Source organism: Mesorhizobium sp. P2_E6 (assembly GCF_056403835.1).
This window is the reverse complement of record NZ_JBFUEQ010000010.1, coordinates 215926-233051: the sequence shown is the minus strand read 5'-3', so window position 1 is coordinate 233051 and position 17126 is coordinate 215926. Positions and strand designations below refer to the sequence as shown.

Annotated in this window: 18 protein-coding genes and 1 tRNA gene; 9 read left to right on the top strand and 10 right to left on the bottom strand. The window is 61.1% G+C overall.

The genetic code is table 11. The annotated features are described in order from the left end of the window. Positions 1–5 precede the first annotated feature (5 nt). From trmFO to AC1D08_RS24740, 3 genes are all read right to left on the bottom strand, one after another. Complete coding sequence (gene trmFO, locus AC1D08_RS24750; RefSeq protein WP_477424272.1) at positions 6–1415, bottom strand: methylenetetrahydrofolate--tRNA-(uracil(54)-C(5))-methyltransferase (FADH(2)-oxidizing) TrmFO; 1410 nt, start codon at positions 1413–1415, stop codon at positions 6–8. 388 nt (positions 1416–1803) lie between these two features. Next, positions 1804–1944 (bottom strand): DUF1127 domain-containing protein, encoded by a 141-nt coding sequence (locus AC1D08_RS24745; RefSeq protein WP_013895120.1) that lies wholly within the window; start codon positions 1942–1944, stop codon positions 1804–1806. 48 nt (positions 1945–1992) lie between these two features. After that, on the bottom strand, positions 1993–2133 hold the full coding sequence (locus tag AC1D08_RS24740; protein ID WP_013531315.1) for a DUF1127 domain-containing protein: 141 nt from the start codon (positions 2131–2133) through the stop codon (positions 1993–1995). Between the two features lie 238 nt (positions 2134–2371). Between AC1D08_RS24740 and AC1D08_RS24735 the strand changes: the two genes are divergently transcribed. From AC1D08_RS24735 to AC1D08_RS24725, 3 genes are all read left to right on the top strand, one after another. Continuing rightward, complete coding sequence (locus AC1D08_RS24735) at positions 2372–3490, top strand: DUF2157 domain-containing protein (protein WP_457153046.1); 1119 nt, start codon at positions 2372–2374, stop codon at positions 3488–3490. After that, positions 3487–4071 (top strand): GDYXXLXY domain-containing protein, encoded by a 585-nt coding sequence (locus AC1D08_RS24730; RefSeq protein ID WP_477227402.1) that lies wholly within the window; start codon positions 3487–3489, stop codon positions 4069–4071. Before AC1D08_RS24735 ends, AC1D08_RS24730 begins: the two co-directional genes overlap by 4 nt. Before the next feature lie 67 nt (positions 4072–4138). Beyond that, positions 4139–5587: an aromatic amino acid lyase gene (locus AC1D08_RS24725; RefSeq protein WP_457153044.1), complete on the top strand. Its 1449-nt coding sequence runs from the start codon at positions 4139–4141 to the stop codon at positions 5585–5587. A 406-nt stretch (positions 5588–5993) separates the two neighbouring features. Here AC1D08_RS24725 and AC1D08_RS24720 read toward each other — a convergent pair whose 3' ends face one another. Both AC1D08_RS24720 and AC1D08_RS24715 read right to left on the bottom strand, forming a co-directional pair. Next, positions 5994–7034, bottom strand: a complete 1041-nt coding sequence (locus tag AC1D08_RS24720; protein ID WP_477424270.1) for a COG3904 family protein — start codon at positions 7032–7034, stop codon at positions 5994–5996. 112 nt (positions 7035–7146) lie between these two features. Further along, positions 7147–7231 (bottom strand) — tRNA-Leu (locus AC1D08_RS24715). A 375-nt stretch (positions 7232–7606) separates the two neighbouring features. Between AC1D08_RS24715 and tig the strand changes: the two genes are divergently transcribed. From tig to AC1D08_RS24685, 6 genes are all read left to right on the top strand, one after another. Further along, the gene (tig, locus tag AC1D08_RS24710; RefSeq protein ID WP_457154085.1) at positions 7607–9082 is read left to right on the top strand and encodes a trigger factor; all 1476 of its coding nucleotides are present in this window, start codon (positions 7607–7609) and stop codon (positions 9080–9082) included. 161 nt (positions 9083–9243) lie between these two features. Then, positions 9244–9768: a hypothetical protein gene (locus tag AC1D08_RS24705; RefSeq protein WP_457154086.1), complete on the top strand. Its 525-nt coding sequence runs from the start codon at positions 9244–9246 to the stop codon at positions 9766–9768. A 193-nt stretch (positions 9769–9961) separates the two neighbouring features. Then, positions 9962–10342: a c-type cytochrome gene (locus AC1D08_RS24700; RefSeq protein ID WP_477424268.1), complete on the top strand. Its 381-nt coding sequence runs from the start codon at positions 9962–9964 to the stop codon at positions 10340–10342. Positions 10343–10375: 33 nt separating this feature from the next. Then, positions 10376–11353 carry a heme o synthase gene (locus tag AC1D08_RS24695; protein WP_457154088.1) on the top strand — a complete coding sequence of 326 codons (978 nt, stop codon included), beginning with the start codon at positions 10376–10378 and terminating at the stop codon, positions 11351–11353. A 301-nt stretch (positions 11354–11654) separates the two neighbouring features. Continuing rightward, positions 11655–11885 carry a GDCCVxC domain-containing (seleno)protein gene (locus AC1D08_RS24690; RefSeq protein WP_477303899.1) on the top strand — a complete coding sequence of 77 codons (231 nt, stop codon included), beginning with the start codon at positions 11655–11657 and terminating at the stop codon, positions 11883–11885. 222 nt (positions 11886–12107) lie between these two features. Then, positions 12108–12920 (top strand): DUF2189 domain-containing protein, encoded by an 813-nt coding sequence (locus AC1D08_RS24685; RefSeq protein WP_457155255.1) that lies wholly within the window; start codon positions 12108–12110, stop codon positions 12918–12920. Between the two features lie 56 nt (positions 12921–12976). Here AC1D08_RS24685 and AC1D08_RS24680 read toward each other — a convergent pair whose 3' ends face one another. From AC1D08_RS24680 to ctaD, 5 genes are read right to left on the bottom strand one after another with little or no spacing between them, the layout of a single operon-like run. Then, on the bottom strand, positions 12977–13450 hold the full coding sequence (locus AC1D08_RS24680) for an aminoacyl-tRNA deacylase (protein WP_457155256.1): 474 nt from the start codon (positions 13448–13450) through the stop codon (positions 12977–12979). Between the two features lie 42 nt (positions 13451–13492). Beyond that, a complete protein-coding gene (locus AC1D08_RS24675; protein WP_477227394.1) occupies positions 13493–13894 on the bottom strand; it encodes a cytochrome C oxidase subunit IV family protein in 402 nt (133 codons plus the stop codon). Positions 13895–13903: 9 nt separating this feature from the next. Beyond that, entirely contained in the window at positions 13904–14623 is a 720-nt protein-coding gene (locus AC1D08_RS24670) for a heme-copper oxidase subunit III family protein (RefSeq protein ID WP_184873772.1), read from the bottom strand. A gap of 13 nt (positions 14624–14636) precedes the next feature. Then, positions 14637–15341 carry a cytochrome c oxidase subunit 3 gene (locus AC1D08_RS24665; protein ID WP_477424266.1) on the bottom strand — a complete coding sequence of 235 codons (705 nt, stop codon included), beginning with the start codon at positions 15339–15341 and terminating at the stop codon, positions 14637–14639. Continuing rightward, on the bottom strand, positions 15338–17107 hold the full coding sequence (gene ctaD / locus AC1D08_RS24660) for a cytochrome c oxidase subunit I (protein ID WP_477424264.1): 1770 nt from the start codon (positions 17105–17107) through the stop codon (positions 15338–15340). The genes AC1D08_RS24665 and ctaD overlap by 4 nt, the downstream gene beginning before the upstream one ends. Positions 17108–17126 lie beyond the last annotated feature (19 nt).

The window sequence follows — 17126 nt, the reverse complement described above, 5'->3', positions numbered from 1 at the left end:
CAGGGCTACTCGGCTGCTTCCGCTTGGGATGCCAGCCCCAGCCACTGCCTGCAATCGGCGCGCGCACGTGCGCTTATACCCTGCCGCTTGGCGACGGTCTTGTCCTTGCCGCGCAGGCGCTTGCCATCTGACTTCGGTGCTTCCATTGGCGGGAACAGGCCGAAATTGACGTTCATCGGCTGGAAGGAGCGTTTTCCCGGTTCGTCTTCGGAGACGATGTGGCCGCCGGTGATGTGGTTGAGCAAGGCACCGAAGGCCGTGGTGAGCGGGGGCAGGGATGGTGCCTGGCCGAGTCTTTCGGCAGCGGCGAAGCGTCCGGCGAGCAGGCCGATCGCGGCACTTTCGACATAGCCCTCGCAGCCGGTGATCTGGCCGGCGAAGCGCAGGCCGGGGCGCGACTTCAGCTGCAGCGAAGCGTCGAGCAAGGTCGGCGAGTTGATGTAGGTGTTGCGGTGCAGGCCGCCGAGGCGGGCAAAATCGGCGTTTTCCAGGCCCGGTATGGTGCGAAACACGCGCACCTGCTCGGCATGCTTCAGCTTGGTCTGAAAACCGACCATGTTGTAGAGCGTGCCCAGGGCATTGTCCTGCCGCAGCTGGACGACGGCATAGGCCTTGACCGTTGGATTGTGCGCGTTGGTCAGCCCCATCGGCTTCATCGGCCCATAACGCAGCGTCTCGACGCCGCGTTCGGCCATGATCTCGATCGGCAGGCAGCCGTCGAAATAGGGCGTGCCTTCCCATTGCTTAAATTCGGTCTTCTGGCCGTCGACCAGCGCTTGGACGAAGGCAAGGTATTGCTCCTTGTCCATCGGGCAATTGATGTAGTCCTTGCCGGTGCCGCCCGGCCCGACCTTGTCGTAGCGCGACTGGAACCAGCAAATGTCCATGTCGATCGTGTCGAAGTGGACGATCGGCGCGATGGCGTCGAAGAAAGCCAGCGCATCGGCGCCGGTCGCCTCCGCGATCGATTGGGCAAGCGAAGGCGCGGTCAACGGACCGGTGGCGATGATCGCCTGGTCCCAGTCCGCCGGCGGCAAGCCCGGCACTTCCTCGCGCTGGATGGTGATCAGCGGATGGCCTTCGAGCTTTTTCGTCACGGCGTCGGAGAAACCGTCGCGGTCGACGGCAAGCGCACCGCCGGCCGGCACCTGATTGGCGTCGCCGGCGCTCATGATCAGCGAGCCGGCCAGCCGCATTTCGGCATGCAGCAGGCCGACGGCGTTGTTTTCGGCGTCGTCGGAGCGGAAGGAATTGGAGCAGACCAGTTCGGCCAGGCCATCGGTCTTGTGCGCATCGGTGCCGCGAACGGGCCGCATTTCGTGCAGGATGACGGGCACGCTAGCCTCGGCTGCCTGCCAGGCGGCTTCAGAACCGGCGAGGCCGCCGCCGATGATGTGGATGGGATTTTTGCTCATGAGCGCCGGAATAATCGCTTGGAGCGGTGATTGCAATTGCCGCGCGTGGCGCAGGGCAAGCGGCTGCGGCGGAACCAACCCCTGAAAACAACAACACCCGCCGGGGGAGGAGGTCCGGCGGGTGTCGTTTTTGGGGTCGACCCTCGGGAGGAGGTGAAGGCCGACCGTATTCGTCATCGCCGGGGAGGAGGTCGGCTTTGACGAAATCTCTTTCGCCATTTTGAAAGGGGCGAAACCCTTTTGGGGCATTCGTTTTGCCCGGGGGAACAACGCCCGCCGCGGGAGGAGGTGCGGCGGGCGCCGTTTTGTTGGTCAGCCCTCGGGAGGAGGTGAAGGTTGACCGGATCCGTCAGGGTCGGGGAGGAGGTCGACCCTGGCGAAATTCTGGCTAGATCGCCCGGCGGGCTACAATCTTGATTTCGTCGCGGACGATACCGAGATCATGCAGCTGACGGTTCGAAAGGCGACCCAGCTCGGTAACCGTCTCGCGATAAACGCGCCAGTTACGATAGTTGCGGATCAGGTTCATTGTCGTTCTCTTTTCAAAACTGTTCGGACCATTTGCGGTCCGAAGAAATTAGACCGCCTTGCGAGCGACGTAAGGAATGTCGCTGCGGCTGATGCCGAGGTCGGTCAGTTCACGGTTGCTCAGGCGGCTCAGCTCGGACACGGTGTCCCTGTAGCGGCGCCAGTTGCGGTAGTTGCGGATCAGGTTCATGGTATTTCTCGTTTCGTCTTTCTTTCGGATCATTCCGTCTTTGTGTACGAAGCATAGATAGGCGGGCCTATATCGATTTAAAAGCGCTATGGCTGCATGGCAGCAATGCAAATTGTGCAATGCAGCATTAACGCGCGTTCACGGACCTGACACAAAGAAACCCGAATCGGAAAATGCCGTTGCGTCAACGGTTTGACCGGATCGGCTGAAAAAAAGACCAAGCTGGGGGAGAAGCGGCATGGCGGGCTATTCGTCACGATTGAGGTCGGATATCGCGCGCTGGCGGCAGGCCGGCCTGATCGACGCCGCGACCGCCGATTCCCTGACGCGCGATGTCGAGGCAAACGAGCGCAAATCGCTCAGCTTCGGCTCGATCCTGGCGATGATGGCCGCCTTGCTGTTCGGCGCCGCCATCCTGATTTTCGTCGCCGCCAACTGGGATGCGATCCCAAGGCTGGCGCGGGTCGCGGCACTCTTTGCCATCATCCTTGGCGGCTATGTCGGCGGCGCGCTGTTGAAGACGCGCGACCATGCGGCGATCGGCGAGGCGCTGTGGATCGTGGCCGCGGCGGCCTTCGGCGGTTCTATGGCGCTGATCGGCCAGATGTATCATCTCTCGGGCGACGAGGCGTCGGCCTTGGTCACCTGGGGCGCGGGCACGGCACTGGCGGCGGTCGCGCTGCGTTCGAACCCGCTGACCGTCGCTGCGGTCGGCATCGCCGATGCCTGGCTGTTCCTGAAAGGCTTCGACTATTACAGCCGCAGCGATTTTCCGCATCTCTTCGTGGTCATGGCGATCGTGCTGTTTGCCGTCTCGTTCTGGACCCGCAGCCAGCCGGCGCGGCACCTGATCATCCTGTCGCTGCTGTTCTACCTCGTCCTGTTTGGTATGGACCACGCCACGCTGCAGGTGGCGATCCCCCTGGTCATCGTCTCGGCGCTGCTGTTCGCGGCATCAGTCTTTGCGCCGGAGCCGGTCGACAGCATCGTCCAGCTCGGCGGCCGTTTGCCCTTGCACGCTTTGCTCGGCTTTCTCACCGGCCTGGCGATGGTCCAGTTCGAACTGGCTGATGAAAGCACCTACAACAGCGGATTCGCCATCGCTTCGGTGATTGCGTTGGCCGGCATCGTCGCTGCAATCGTGCTGGCGGGGCGAGAAAGCCGCGGATTGCGCTGGCTTGCCTATGCCGGCTTCGCCTTTGAAATCGCCATCATCTATGTTGTGATGCTGCAATCGATGCTCGATACGGCCGGCTTCTTCCTGGCCGCCGCAGTGCTGCTCGGCATCCTCGCGCTCGTCATCATCCGCATCGAAAAACGCATGAAGGGCCCAGCCGCCAAGGGAGCCACGGCATGATGACCGGAAAGAGGCTGATCATCTCGGCGCTGGTGCTGGCGCTCGTCCAGATCGGATTTTTGAGCTGGATCATCGCCGGCCGGGCGGCGATCCTGCGCAACGGCAAGGAAGTGCTTCTGAAGATCGAACCCGTCGATCCGCGCGATCTTCTGCGCGGCGACTACATTATCCTTGGCTATCCGATATCGCGCATACCGGTGAAAATGATCGCCAACATCCCGGCCGACAAATTTTCGAGTGACGACACGCCGATCGTCGTCCGCCTGAAGAAGGGTGCCGACGGCTATTGGCAGCCCACCACTGCCTGGTTCGGCAAGGCGCCGACGCCGGCCGCTGCCGACGAGGCCGACATATCAGGCCACGTCGCCGAGGGCTGGGATCTTCGCAGCGAAGGCATGACCATCGCCCCGGATTACGGCATCGAGCGCTTCTATCTGCCGGAAGGCGAGGGGACGGCGATCCAGAACGACATGCGGGTGCGCCCGTTCGGCATCCGCCTCGCGCTGGCCGGCGACGGCACCGCGCAGATCAAGGCGCTGGTGGACGGCGACAAGATACTGTTCGAGGAACCCCTCTACTAAACCAATGATGTCGATCGGGACGGTCGACGGACGCCCTCGGCGGTCTCCTACTTGGACGGTAAGAAGCATGCCAATCACCCTGTCGACGCGTGAAGACATCAACCTCGACACGGTTTTTCGTGTCGCCTGGAAGAAAGAGACGGTGGAGATCGGCGAGAAGGCGTTGCAGCGCATCGCCGAATGCCGAGCCTCGTTCCTCAGGCTTATCGAATCCGATCCGCCGCCGGTCATCTATGGCGTAACCACCGCCATGGGGGAGTTGGCGAGCCGCAAGCTCGAACTTGACGAGCGGGATCGCCATGCGCGCATCAAGGCGTTCGCCGCCGCCACCTCGTTCGGCGATCCTTTGCCCGATCGGGTGGTCCGGGCGATCGCGCTTGCCCGCCTGACCAACTTCATCGAGGGCAACGCAGCCACCACGCCACGCATCGCGCTCGCCGTCGCCGCGATGCTCGACGGTGGCCCGATGCCAACGGTACCGGCCTCCGGCCAGGGCGGCGCCGGCGAGATCCTGGCGCTCTACCCGCTGTTTGCAGAGCTTTCGGCGCGCTTCGACCTCGAGGTCAAGGAGCGGGGCTCGCTGATCAACGGCTCGCCCTGCGCCGCCGCGCTGGTGGCCGATGCGGCGCTCGCCGCTCGCCGCCGCATCCGCATGGCGCACAAGGTGTTCGCACTGTCGATCGAAGCGTTTCGCGCCCCGCTCGAGCACTACGACGTCGCGCTCGACACGCTCTGGGGTGACGACCATGAAGCCGCGGCCCTCCAGGGGTTGCGGGAATTTCTGGTCGGCGCCGGAGACGGCCGGCGCAATTATCAGGCGCCGGTCAGCTATCGCATCGTGCCGCGCGTTCTCGGCCAGGCGCATCGTGCGCTGTCGTCTGCCGAGCGGGCGGCTACCGTCTCGCTGGCCGCGATATCCGACAATCCGGTCTACATCCCGCCGGACGACGCACATCCGCTCGGCCGCTGCATCAGCACCGGCGGCTATCACAATGCCATGGCGACACCGGCGCTGGACGATCTGGCGGCGATATGGGCCGACATCTGCCTGCTCTGCGACCGTCATGCCTCCAAGCTTTTGAACGGCAAGGTGTCGCTGCTGCCCGATCTTTTGATGACCGGGCGGCATTGGGCCGACAGCGATGGCCACGGCAGTGTCGGCTATGTGCCTATGGCGATCACCGGCTATCTCGAGCAGGCCAAGCTCGCCGCTCAACGCACCTTCATTCCGGGAACGGAATCGGCCGGTGCCGGACAGGACGACGTCGCCACCACGGCGTTCTTCGCATGGACCAAGGAGGCGACCGCGGGCCGCTGCGTCGATGCGGCAATGGCGATGCTGGCGATGATGGCCTCGCAGGCGCTGCACGTGACCGAACGCGCGCCGCCGCCGGCGCTGCAGCCATTTGTCGATGACATCAGAGCCATCGTGCCGCCTGTCGGCGACGATCGCGTGCTGGGGCCTGAACTGGCGAACCTGGCCGCATGGTTCACAGTGAGAGCGTTCGAGGCTTAGGCACTGATGCCAGGACGGTCGCGGCCATCGGTTGTGTGCCTGTCGACGGATGGCGTTGGAACCTGCACCGGTCCTCCTTTGCCAAGGCTTCGGAACGCGTCAGAGGAGTGAGGTCACGCCGATCTGAGATAGCCCGAACACGGCGCGGTATCCGGCGATCGCTGCCGGAACGGCGAACGCAGCGGCGACGGCCGGATCAATTGACGGCACACAGTCAATTGAACAATCGTCGCTGGACACCACATGCGAGATGCAGTTGCGTTGCGGCAGCGCGGCACCGGATTGGACTCATTTTTGTATCAACTGTGGTACCCCACCGGGAGGGGGCGTGTGCCACTATACGAAATAGCCAAACAGATTTTTTCGCAAGAAAGTTCACTGACTCAGGGATGGAGAACGCTGCTGCTCAACTCCGGACCTTACTCGTCTCGGCGATGATTTTGGGATAGGGACCAATCGATATTGTGTAGCTAAAGTCTGCTACGCCTTTTTCCTGCTTGTGTGTCGAGGGGCTGCGCACAACCCAGTCATAGACGCCAGAAACCATGCAGCGATCGTTTGCACAGGTGACCACAATGCTGTCATTGCGGACGTTATATATCCGTTCGGGCCATCGCTGGTAATAGTTCCTCTTGTCCTGAATGATCGAACTCAGGTTCGTCAACTTGCCATAATAGTCGACCGTGCGAGCGTAGGACGCCTGAACTTGAGCAAGAGCGAAATCGTCGTTGTCGCCATGATGCTCGATCAGATCCTTGACGAAGGCGACCGCAGCGCTCTCCGCCTGTTGCCTTGCGTCGGGTGCGGGCACGGGCGCAGGCGCAGGATCTGGCCTCGTCGACACCTGCGATGTATCTACGGGCGATTGGTTCGCTGCGACATTGGTCACACGCAACTCTGCCATTTCGCTGGCCGATAGGTATCTTATGTCATGCTTGTCATAGCTCGATGCCAATTCCATCAGCTCGGGGTCCACTCCCATCTCGACTACATAGGATGTGATTGCGGCCGTTCCGAGCTGGAAACGGGCCTTTGCTTCTTCTCTGGACATCCCGTCAACCGATTTCAACCAAGCCCGATGAATGCCGATAGAACCTGGTTCGGCACCACGGTGGACGCCACCCAAGAAGGCAAGTGAGCAGGCTGAAGCGCACTGCAATTGGCGAAGCTGAAGCGTATCCAACCCTGCCGCGCGGATCATACGCCCCAACCGAAGCGCGCTGCCGACATTGCCGCCGGGGGAGTTGAATACGATCGTCCTGGCCCCGCTGCTCACAACCGCGTTACTAAAAGCGTTCAGGGGTTCATTGTCGTTGAACTCGCCGGAAACAACAAGAAACGGCTGCTGCCCTGGAGACGAAACAGGCGTGTATTCTAGGGCCTCAACCTTACATGTTGCTGCCGCGACAAGTGACCCTACCGCCAGAACTAGAGAAGCTACACGCACAGCCCGACAGAGCCCCAACCTGCCTGCTGCAAGTAAGAACCTGTCAACAACCTATTTCAAGAGCCCTCTTTGAAAGTTGGATTTCATTCGGAGCGGTCATTGGCGATAAAATTGGTGCGGATGAAGGGACTCGAACCCCCACGCCTTTCGGCACTGGAACCTAAATCCAGGGCGTCTACCAGTTCCGCCACATCCGCATGGACCGGCAATCCCATGTAGCCATCATTCTGTCAATGTCGGGAACAAGTGTTGGGGTCAGGAACAAGGTCGGGTCGGGGCCAAAATGTTGGTTGTTCGCCGAAATGCGAAGATGGTTGAAAAATAGCCCCGCCTGTGACAAAAGGCGTGTCGAATGTGACGGGACGCGACGATCCGCTTCTGCAAAATGTGATAAGAAGTAGGAAAAACAAGAACTTATTCACATTTTGGAACGCAGTTTGGAAGAGTTTGAGCCGTATTTTCGGTCAAATCGCCAGGTTCCGTACCAAAAGCCATTCCCGGCAAGATTATACCGGCAGGCTGTGAGCGGCAGAGGCCGTGGCAGTCTCATTGGTGAAAACAAAGGTTTTACGATGCAGGTCACCGAAACACTCAACTCCGGTCTCAAGCGCGAGATCAAGGTCACCGTGCCGGCCGGTGACATGGAAGCCAAGCTGATGGCGCGGCTTTCGGACGCCAGGAACAAGGTCCGCATCAACGGCTTCCGCCCCGGCAAGGTGCCGGTGCAGCACCTGCGCAAGGTCTACGGCAAGTCGTTCATGGCCGAAGTGGTCAACGAAATCCTCAATGATTCGACCCGCACGATCATTACCGGGCGTGGCGAAAAAGCTGCCATGCAGCCCGAAGTCATCATGACCGAGGACGAGAAGGAGGCCGAGAAGATCCTGGCCGGCGGCGCCGACTTCGAGTTCCGCCTCAACTACGAGATCATTCCGGCGATCGAGATCAAGGATTTCTCCGACATCAAGGTGACGCGCCAGGTGTTCGACGTGCCGGACACCGAGATAGACGAGCAGGTCCAGCGCGTTGCCGAATCGGCACGCAGCTACGAGCCGAAGACCGGCAAGGCCGCCAATGGCGACCGCGTCACCATCGACTATGTCGGCAAGATCGACGGCGAGGCCTTCAATGGCGGCGCCGGCACCGATCAGCCGCTGGTGCTGGGCTCGAAGGAGTTCATCCCGGGCTTCGAGGATCAGCTGGTCGGCGCCAAGGCCGGTGACGAAAAGCAGATCACCGTAACCTTCCCGGAGAACTACCAGGCGGCGCATCTTGCCGGCAAGGAAGCGACCTTCGACGTCACCGTCAAGGAAGTGTCCCAGCCCGGCGAACTGGAAATCAACGACGAGACCGCCAAGAACCTTGGCCTGGAATCGCTGGAGCGCCTGCGCGACGTCGTGCGTGGCCAGATCGAAAACCAGTTCGGCGCCATGACGCGCCAGAAGGTCAAGCGCCAGCTGCTCGACCAGCTCGACGCGTCCTATTCGTTCGAGGCGCCGTCGAAGCTCGTCGACGCCGAGTTCAACAACATCTGGGCCCAGGTCAATCGCGACCTGGAAGCGGCCGGCCGCACCTTCGCCGACGAAGAGACGACGGAAGAAGAGGCACGTGCCGAATATCTGCGTCTTGCCGAGCGCCGCGTGCGTCTTGGCCTGGTGCTGGCAGAAATCGGCGAGAAGGCCGGCGTCACGGTATCGGACGAGGAGCTGCAGCGCGGCCTGTTCGAGCAGGTCCGCCGCTATCCGGCCAACCAGCAGCAGGAAGTCTTCGAGTTCTACCGCAGCAACCCGGAAGCGTTGAACACGCTGCGGGCGCCGATGTTCGAGGAGAAGGTGGTCGACCATCTGCTCGGCCAGATCTCGGTCACCGATGTCAAGGTCAGCAAGGAAGAACTGATGGCCGACGACGAGGAGGCCGATACCGCCGTCAAGGCGAAGCCGGCGAAGAAGGCCGCCGCCAAGAAGGCTGACGACAAGAAGGCCGACGACGCGGAAGAGCCCAAGAAGAAGGCCGCGCCGAAGAAGAAGGCCGCCAAGGACGCCGAATAAGCCCGGCGCTCCGTAGAATCGACGAAGGCCGCCCTCTGAGGCGGCCTTTTTCGTTGCTAAACTGCAACAGCCGGAACGCTTCGCGGGTGGTGGCCAGTGGTGATACGAAGCTTTGATGATTATCTTCTATCGCAAGCCGCTTGGGTCGTCGGAGACGCGCGTTGAGACTGTTCGTCGAAGTGGGACACGCCTCGGCAATCGCGCTGGTCCTCGTTTCGGTCTGCGGTATTGCCCGCGCCGATACGGTGCTTGACAATTGGCGGTTCGACACGGCCGAGGACGGTCTCGTCACGGCATCGCTCTATGCCACCAACAAGCTGATCACAGGCGGCGGCGCGTTGAGCTACAGCCCGATCCTGACCATTGGTTGCCGGGCAGACAGCGAACCGCGCTGGACCGAATGGCTGCAACTGAACGACACCGTTTCGGCCAGCCGGAAGATCACCGTGTCGGTCACGCTCGACCAGGGCGGCAAGTTCGATGAAAGCTGGTCGGTCGGGCCGCGCGGCCGCAGGCTGATGCGCGACGGCGCCGACGGCATCAAACGGCTCGGCGCCGCAAACCGACTCCAGCTTTCCTGGCGGTTCGGGTTGCTGTCGGGGCGAGGGGAGGCCGATTTCAACCTCGCGGGGTTCGATGAAGCCGTCAGCCAGGTTGCCGGCAGCTGCAACACGAATGTACCCTGAGCCGCTGCAGACGACCTAAACCTTTGCGCGGCCGACCTCTTCTACCCGCCGGCCAGAATCCGTGGTACATAGGTGCCGTAATTCCATTTGGGGGAGAATCCGATAATCTGTTCTGCCGTGCAAGGCGCGTCGCCGGCGGCCCCGGTATGTGCAGATTATCTCAGGCACATTTGACGATCAGGGAGGAAAAGTCATGCGTTTGGTCGCGTTTTTCGCCGTCGTGTCTGTTGCAACCTTCGTTGCCAATCCATCGCAGGCTCAGGATGCTGCGGCTGGCGAGAAGGTCTTCACCAAATGCAAGGTCTGCCACGTCGCAGACGAGGACAAGAACAAGATCGGTCCATCGCTGCATGGCGTCATCGGCCGCGTCGCCGGCACGCATCCGGATTTCAAATATTCCGATGCCATGATCGCGGCCGGCAAATCCGGCGTCAAATGGGACGAACCAACACTGACCACCTATCTTCACGATCCCAAGGCCATGGTCAAAGGGACCAAGATGGCGTTTCCCGGCCTCAAGAGCGATGCAGACGTGGCCAACGTCATTGCCTATCTGAAAACGTTCTCCAAGTGACCTGGCTCGCTCGCGCGCATCCATCGGTCCGAGATGTCGACTAGGGAAAACCGCCTCAAGGATACCGGCATCCGTCTCTCGGAAGCGACGGCGGGTGATTTCTTCGCGCTTTTGAAGCCGCGGGTCATGGCGCTTGCCGTATTCACCGCCTTCGTTGGCCTGATGGCGGCGCCTGGCGCGATGAACCCGGTCATCGCGGTGATTGCAATCGGTGCGATCGCGATTGGAGCAGGAGCGGCCGGGGCCCTTAACATGTGGTACGACGCGGACATCGACGCGCTGATGTCGCGCACATCAAAGCGGCCGGTGCCGTCGGGCCGCGTCACGCCGGGTGAAGCTCTCGGCTTCGGCCTGGTGCTCTCCGCGCTTTCGGTCATGACGCTCGGCGTGCTGGTGGACTGGCTTGCCGCATCGCTGCTGGCCTTCACCATCTTCTTCTACGTCGTCATCTATACGATGTGGCTGAAGCGCTCGACGCCGCAGAACATTGTCATCGGCGGCGCGGCGGGTGCCCTTCCTCCTGTCATTGGCTGGGCGGCTGCAACCGGCGCCGTCAGCGCTGAAAGCGTCATCCTGTTTCTGATCATCTTTCTGTGGACGCCGCCGCATTTCTGGGCGCTCGCGCTGTTCAAGGTCGGCGACTACGCCGCTGCCGGCATCCCGATGATGCCGAACGTGGCCGGTCAGGCCTCGACCAGAAAACAGATGTTTGCCTATTCACTGCTGCTGGCGCCAATTGGCGTGCTGCCCTGGGCGTTCGGATTCGCGAGCGGGTTATATGGAATTGCCTCGGCCGCATTGGGCGCGGGGTTCATCTGGCACGCATGGAAGGTTCTGGTGGTTCCCGACAAGGAGATGAAGCCTGCAAAGGCGCTGTTTGCCTTCTCGATTTTTTATCTTTTCGCGATCTTTGCCATACTGCTTGCCGACACCATCGCAACGCGAGCGTTCATGTCAGCTGAGGTTGACGGCATAAAGGAAACCCGCCGGATCGATATGGCCGAACTGTAATTGCTGCATTGAAGACGTTGCAGACCAGGGCCTGCCCGAACATCACGATGGTATTGCGCAGAATCCCAGGATCAGCAGGGCCACTATGCCAAGGCCGAGTATGAGAAGCGTCCTTCCGTCCATGACCTTCAACCTTTGCGCGGCCAAAAAGGGCGCGCGGCGCTGTATCAGAATAGCGAAAAAGGCCTAACAGAGCTAGTCAGACCGCTCGAGGGTAGTGGCTCAGTTTGAAATTTGACGCCGCGTTTGTCGCATCAGACCCTGACCTCCACTATGCTTCGTGCAATGCATGGGAGTGGCAATGAAGCTTGAGAGCACCCTTACTTGCCCAGAGTGCGGCCATCAGTCTGTGGAAACGATGCCGACCGACGCTTGCGTTCACTTCTACGAATGCAAAAACTGCGGCGTACTCTTGAAGCCGTTAGCGGGTGATTGCTGCGTTTTCTGCTCATATGCCGATCTGCCATGCCCGCCGCTTCAGGAGAATAGCCAAGCCAACCGCACTAAAAGCCAGAAGCGCCCGCCGATGTGATCGGGCAACGTCGTCCGCGTTATGCGCATCGCCGCCGGCGAGGAGGCCGACGACATCAAACTGAGACGCTACCCGCCGGAGCTCTTCTGACAAAGGGCGACAAGTCCCTGGCAAGAGAGTATGTTGATTCCGGTGCAGGTCGCGGTTTTGCGTGGCCAGTCTCGCAGAACGACAGCACCGCTAAACCGCGACCTTACCGGACCTGGTCTGGAGGGAATGGTCATGGCAAGCTTTCATGTGATCGCAGGCGCCAGCGAAACGCTGGAACATACCAAAATTCGAAAAATCGGTGTTTCCGACCTTTTCGACGCGCTCAAACGGGGCGTCGACGATTTCATGGTCAAACCATCGCACATCGTTTTTCTCTGCCTGATCTATCCGCTCGTGGGTGTCGTGCTCGCCGCCTGGACTTCGGGCGCCAATGCGTTGCCGTTGTTGTTTCCGCTGGTCTCCGGTTTCGCGCTGATTGGCCCCTTCGCGGCGATCGGCCTCTATGAAATCAGCCGCAGGCGGGAAGTCGGTCTCGACACCTCCTGGAGACACGCTTTCGAGGTCAGGAATTCTCCGGCGCTGCCGGCCATCGCAGCGGTCGGAATCATGCTGTTTGCAATCTTCATCGCCTGGCTTTTGACGGCGCAGATGTTCTACCAATATCTTTTCGGCCCGGCGCCGCCGGAATCGATATCCGGCTTCATCAATGAAATATTTGCCACCGGCCGCGGCTGGACGCTGATCATCCTTGGGCACGTCATCGGCTTCGTCTTCGCAGTGGTGGTGTTGTGCACAACGGTCGTCGCCTTCCCATTGTTGCTCGACCGCGACGTCGGCGCCTACGAAGCCATCCACACCTCGGTGCGTGCGGTGCTGGCGAACCCGATCACCATGGCTGTCTGGGGACTGATCGTCGCCGTTGCCCTGATCATCGGCTCGCTGCCGGTGTTCGCCGGACTGGCCGTCGTATTGCCGATCCTCGGTCACGCCACCTGGCATGTCTACCGCAAGGTCGTGGAGTCGCCCGCCAGACCGGCGAGTTGAGGAAGGTTCTGCCGGACTGCACCGGCCGGGGTGCCGGTGCAGTTTGATCGAAGCCGTCAATAAGCCGGGTGGCTGAAGCTGGCCTGGTATGCGCCCATGGTCAAGCTGCGGAAATCCTTGCCGCTGACATGCACCAGCGTTCTATGGTCGCCGCCTTCGAAGTAGATATCGGCAGCATCGCCAAGGCTTTCATCGACAATCACCGGGACATCATAGGCTGCGCCGATCGGCGGGATGGCTCCGGTGTCGCAATCACCGAAGAGCGAAATCACCTCGTCTTCAGAGGCGAGTCCGAGACGTTTGTCCATGACGTCTTGCAACCTGCCAAGTTCGATCCTGTGGGTGCTTGGGACCACGGCCAGCGTGTAGCCAAGCTCGTGGTGAACGACCACGGATTTTGCCATGATGCTACCGGGCACATGCGCGGCTATGGCCGACTGCCGGCTTGTTGACGTGCGATGATGAGCGACGGTGTCGTAGGAAATACCCTTGCCGTCGATGAAGTCTTTCAGCCTGGTTGCGATCGTCATCTTGGCCTCCTTGCCGGAGTTCGCGACGCACGGGTTTGCGCGTCAGTGCCCGGATCCGAAAAACGCCAGCCTGGTGAAAAGGGTGTAGTCGGCTTCGAAGACCATCATTGTCGTGAACACCAGCACCAGTATCGGCGGCAGGATGATCGCGTAGGCCAGCGCCAGCCGCTCCCAGGCCATGTGCATGAAGACGGCCACGATCAGCCCTGCCTTGAGGATCATGAAAATCAGGATCAGCGACCATCTGAGATAGCCCTGCAGGCCGAAATAATCGACCAGGTAGGAGCAGGTGCTGAGGATGAACAGCCATGCCCAGACCACCAGATAGAGCTTGATCGGATGTTCCTGATGCTCGTCGGCGTGGGCGACGGCCGCCGGCGCCTCATGTGCATGACCAGCATGCAGCGCGTGTTGTCCGAGGCCGTTTGCGGTTGCTTCTGCCATGTCTGCCTCTCACCAAAGATAGAAGAATGCGAAGATGAACACCCAGACCAGGTCGACGAAGTGCCAGTACAGCCCCATGATCTCGACGTTCTCGTAGCGGCCCGTGCGGCTGGTGAAGAAGCCGCGCCGTCCGGTGTCGAAATCGCCGCGCCAGACCTTTCGCGCCACGATGATCAGGAAGATCACCCCAATCGTCACATGAGTGCCGTGGAAACCGGTGATCATGAAGAAAGACGAACCGAATTGTGCCGCGCCCCAGGGATTGCCCCAGGGCCGCACCCCTTCAGTGATCAGCTTGGTCCATTCGAAGGCCTGCATGCCGACAAAGGTCGCGCCGAGTGCCGCGGTCAGAAGCATGAGGATTGCCGTCTTGCGGCGGTCGCGGCGATAGCCGAAATTGACAGCCATGGCCATCGTTCCGCTGCTTGAGATCAGCACGAAGGTCATGATGGCAATCAGGATAAGCGGGATATCCGAGCCGCCGATGCGAAGCGCAAAGACTTCGCTCGGATTGGGCCACGGCACGCGTGTCGACATACGCGCGGTCATGTAGGAGAGCAGGAAGCAGCCGAAGATGAAGGTGTCGCTGAGCAGGAAGATCCACATCATGGCCTTGCCCCAGGACACGTTCTTGAACGCACGCTGATCCGAGGACCAGTCGGCGGCAATGCCTTGCCAGCCTGAGGGCCGCGGCTCCGTCTTGCCGATCTGCGTCAGTGTCTCTGCCATCCGCTTGATCCCTTCAGGTCAGCAACTGTCGGCAAATGTCGATGAACGTAGCGGCCCAGCCGGCCAGCAGGGCAAAGATGGCGAGCCAGACGAAGAGCAGGAAATGCCAGTACATGGCGCACAGTTCGACGCCGAGGCGAAGCCGCTCGGGTCGTGCTCCGTTCCATGCGCCGACAGTTGTTCTGCCCAGGCCCACCAGCCCGCCCAGTATGTGCAGGCCATGCATGCCGGTGATCAGGTAGAAAAAGCTGTTGGCCGGATTCGAGCTCAGCAGATAGCCGTCGTCGGTCATCTGCCGCCATGCCATGAGCTGTCCGATCAGGAAGGCAAGCGCCGTGAGCCCGGCCGTCGCAAGGCAGAGCCTGACCATGTCGATCTGACCGTTGCGTGCCGCCACCACGGCGCATTGCAGCGCGATGCTGCTCAGGACCAGCACGCCCGTGTTCAGCCAGAGCAGGCGCGGCAGCGGCAGAGGCCGCCAGTCCGACAGGCCCATGCGCATGAAGTAAGCGCTGGTGAACAGCGAAAACAGGCAGCCGACGACGGCGAGGAAGACGCCGAGGCCGATCTTGGCGGTGGGCAGCGCCGACCGGTCGAGGCCGACAAAATCGCCGGCCAGACCTTGTTCTAGCCATGGCTTGGCGGTCAGCCGCTGGTGCGAAAGCCACCATCCGGCAAACCCGGCAATGACGAGCAGGAAGACCAGGATGACGCTCATGCCGGCTCCCTCGAGGGGCCGAAGGTGCCCGGCATGTTCTGCGGGATGAAATCCTCCTTGGCGCCCGGTACGCTGTAGTCATAGGGCCAGCGATAGACGATCGGCAGGTCCTTGCCGAAATTGCCGTGCGTCGGCGGTGTATGCGGCGTCTGCCATTCGAGGGTCGTGGCCCGCCACGGATTGCCGCCGGCCTCGCGGCCATGGCGGATGCTCCAGATCAGATTGAACAGGAACACCATTTGGGCAAAGCCGACGATGAAGGCCATGATGCTGATGAACGAGTTCAGGTGGTGGGCCGACTCCGTCATGATGGTCATGTCGGTCAGTTCAGCGTAGCGCCGCGGCACGCCCATCAGGCCGAGGTAGTGCATGGGGAAGAAAATCAGGTAGGCGCCGAGGAAGGTGACCCAGAAATGGAACCGGCCCAACGTCTCGTCGAGCATCCGGCCGGTGACCTTCGGGTACCAATGGTAGATCGCGCCAAAAACCACGAGGATCGGGGCGACACCCATGACCATATGGAAATGGGCGACGACGAACATCGTGTCGGACAGCGGAACATCGACGACGACATTGCCGAGAAACAACCCGGTCAGCCCGCCATTTACAAAGGTGACGATGAACGCCAGGGCAAAGAGCATGGGTATGGTGAGATGGATGTCGCCCCTCCATAGGGTCAGCACCCAATTGTAGACCTTGATGGCGGTCGGAACGGCGATGATCAGCGTCGTGGTGGCGAAGAAGAAGCCAAAATAGGGGTCCATGCCGCTGACGTACATGTGGTGCGCCCAGACCACGAAGCTCAGCGCGCCAATGCCGACGATGGCCCAGACCATCATCCGGTAGCCGAAGATGTTCTTGCGTGCATGGGTGCTGATCAGGTCGGATACGATGCCGAACGCCGGCAGCGCCACGATGTAGACCTCGGGATGGCCGAAGAACCAGAACAGGTGCTGGAACAGGATCGGGCTGCCGCCATTGTGCTGCAGTTGCTCGCCCATCTCGGAGATCGCCGGCATGAAGAAGCTGGTGCCGAGGGCGCGGTCGAGCAGCATCATCACGCAGGCGACGAACAGCGCCGGAAAGGCGAGCAGGGCCATGACGGTCGCGGTGAAGATGCCCCAGACGGTCAGCGGCAGGCGCATCATTGTCATGCCGCGCGTACGGCCCTGCAGCACAGTCACCACATAGTTCAGGCCGCCCATCGTGAAGCCGATGATGAACAGGATCAGCGAGGACAGCATCAGGATGATGCCCCAGTCCTGGCCGCCAGGTGTGCCGCTCATGATGGCCTGCGGCGGGTAGAGCGTCCAGCCGGCCCCAGTCGGTCCGCCTGGCGCAAAGAAGCTCGACACCAGAACCAGCACGGCGAGAAGGTAGATCCAGTAGCTCAGCATGTTGACATAGGGAAAGACCATGTCACGCGCGCCGACCATCAATGGGATCAGATAGTTGCCAAAGCCGCCGAGGAAGAGGGCGGTGAGCAGGTAGATCACCATGATCATGCCGTGCATGGTGATGAACTGGTAGTAGGCTTCCGGAGTGATGAAGTCGAACGTACCGGGGAAGCCGAGCTGCAGCCGCATCAGCCAGGACAGCACCAGGGCGACCAGGCCTATCCCCGTCGCTGTCGCCGAATATTGGATGGCGATGACCTTGGCGTCCTGCGAGAAGACGTATTTCGTCCACCAACTGTGCGGATGGTAGAGTTCCACCTCCGCGACTTCGGCCGGCGGGATGCCATCTGCAGGCGTGATGTCGACCATAGGAACACCTCCGTGTCCT

Excerpts from the sequence above, each read along its gene's own strand:
- AC1D08_RS24740 (WP_013531315.1), bottom strand. The coding sequence starts at position 2,133 with ATGAACCTGATCCGCAACTACCGCAACTGGCGCCGCTACAGGGACACC.
- AC1D08_RS24735 (WP_457153046.1), top strand. The coding sequence starts at position 2,372 with ATGGCGGGCTATTCGTCACGATTGAGGTCGGATATCGCGCGCTGGCGG.
- AC1D08_RS24685 (WP_457155255.1), top strand. The coding sequence starts at position 12,108 with ATGGCAAGCTTTCATGTGATCGCAGGCGCCAGCGAAACGCTGGAACAT.
- AC1D08_RS24675 (WP_477227394.1), bottom strand. The coding sequence starts at position 13,894 with ATGGCAGAAGCAACCGCAAACGGCCTCGGACAACACGCGCTGCATGCT.
- AC1D08_RS24700 (WP_477424268.1), top strand. The coding sequence starts at position 9,962 with ATGCGTTTGGTCGCGTTTTTCGCCGTCGTGTCTGTTGCAACCTTCGTT.
- AC1D08_RS24690 (WP_477303899.1), top strand. The coding sequence starts at position 11,655 with ATGAAGCTTGAGAGCACCCTTACTTGCCCAGAGTGCGGCCATCAGTCT.
- AC1D08_RS24730 (WP_477227402.1), top strand. The coding sequence starts at position 3,487 with ATGATGACCGGAAAGAGGCTGATCATCTCGGCGCTGGTGCTGGCGCTC.
- AC1D08_RS24670 (WP_184873772.1), bottom strand. The coding sequence starts at position 14,623 with ATGGCAGAGACACTGACGCAGATCGGCAAGACGGAGCCGCGGCCCTCA.
- AC1D08_RS24725 (WP_457153044.1), top strand. The coding sequence starts at position 4,139 with ATGCCAATCACCCTGTCGACGCGTGAAGACATCAACCTCGACACGGTT.
- AC1D08_RS24695 (WP_457154088.1), top strand. The coding sequence starts at position 10,376 with ATGTCGACTAGGGAAAACCGCCTCAAGGATACCGGCATCCGTCTCTCG.
- tig (WP_457154085.1), top strand. The coding sequence starts at position 7,607 with ATGCAGGTCACCGAAACACTCAACTCCGGTCTCAAGCGCGAGATCAAG.
- AC1D08_RS24665 (WP_477424266.1), bottom strand. The coding sequence starts at position 15,341 with ATGAGCGTCATCCTGGTCTTCCTGCTCGTCATTGCCGGGTTTGCCGGA.
- ctaD (WP_477424264.1), bottom strand. The coding sequence starts at position 17,107 with ATGGTCGACATCACGCCTGCAGATGGCATCCCGCCGGCCGAAGTCGCG.
- trmFO (WP_477424272.1), bottom strand. The coding sequence starts at position 1,415 with ATGAGCAAAAATCCCATCCACATCATCGGCGGCGGCCTCGCCGGTTCT.
- AC1D08_RS24680 (WP_457155256.1), bottom strand. The coding sequence starts at position 13,450 with ATGACGATCGCAACCAGGCTGAAAGACTTCATCGACGGCAAGGGTATT.
- AC1D08_RS24745 (WP_013895120.1), bottom strand. The coding sequence starts at position 1,944 with ATGAACCTGATCCGCAACTATCGTAACTGGCGCGTTTATCGCGAGACG.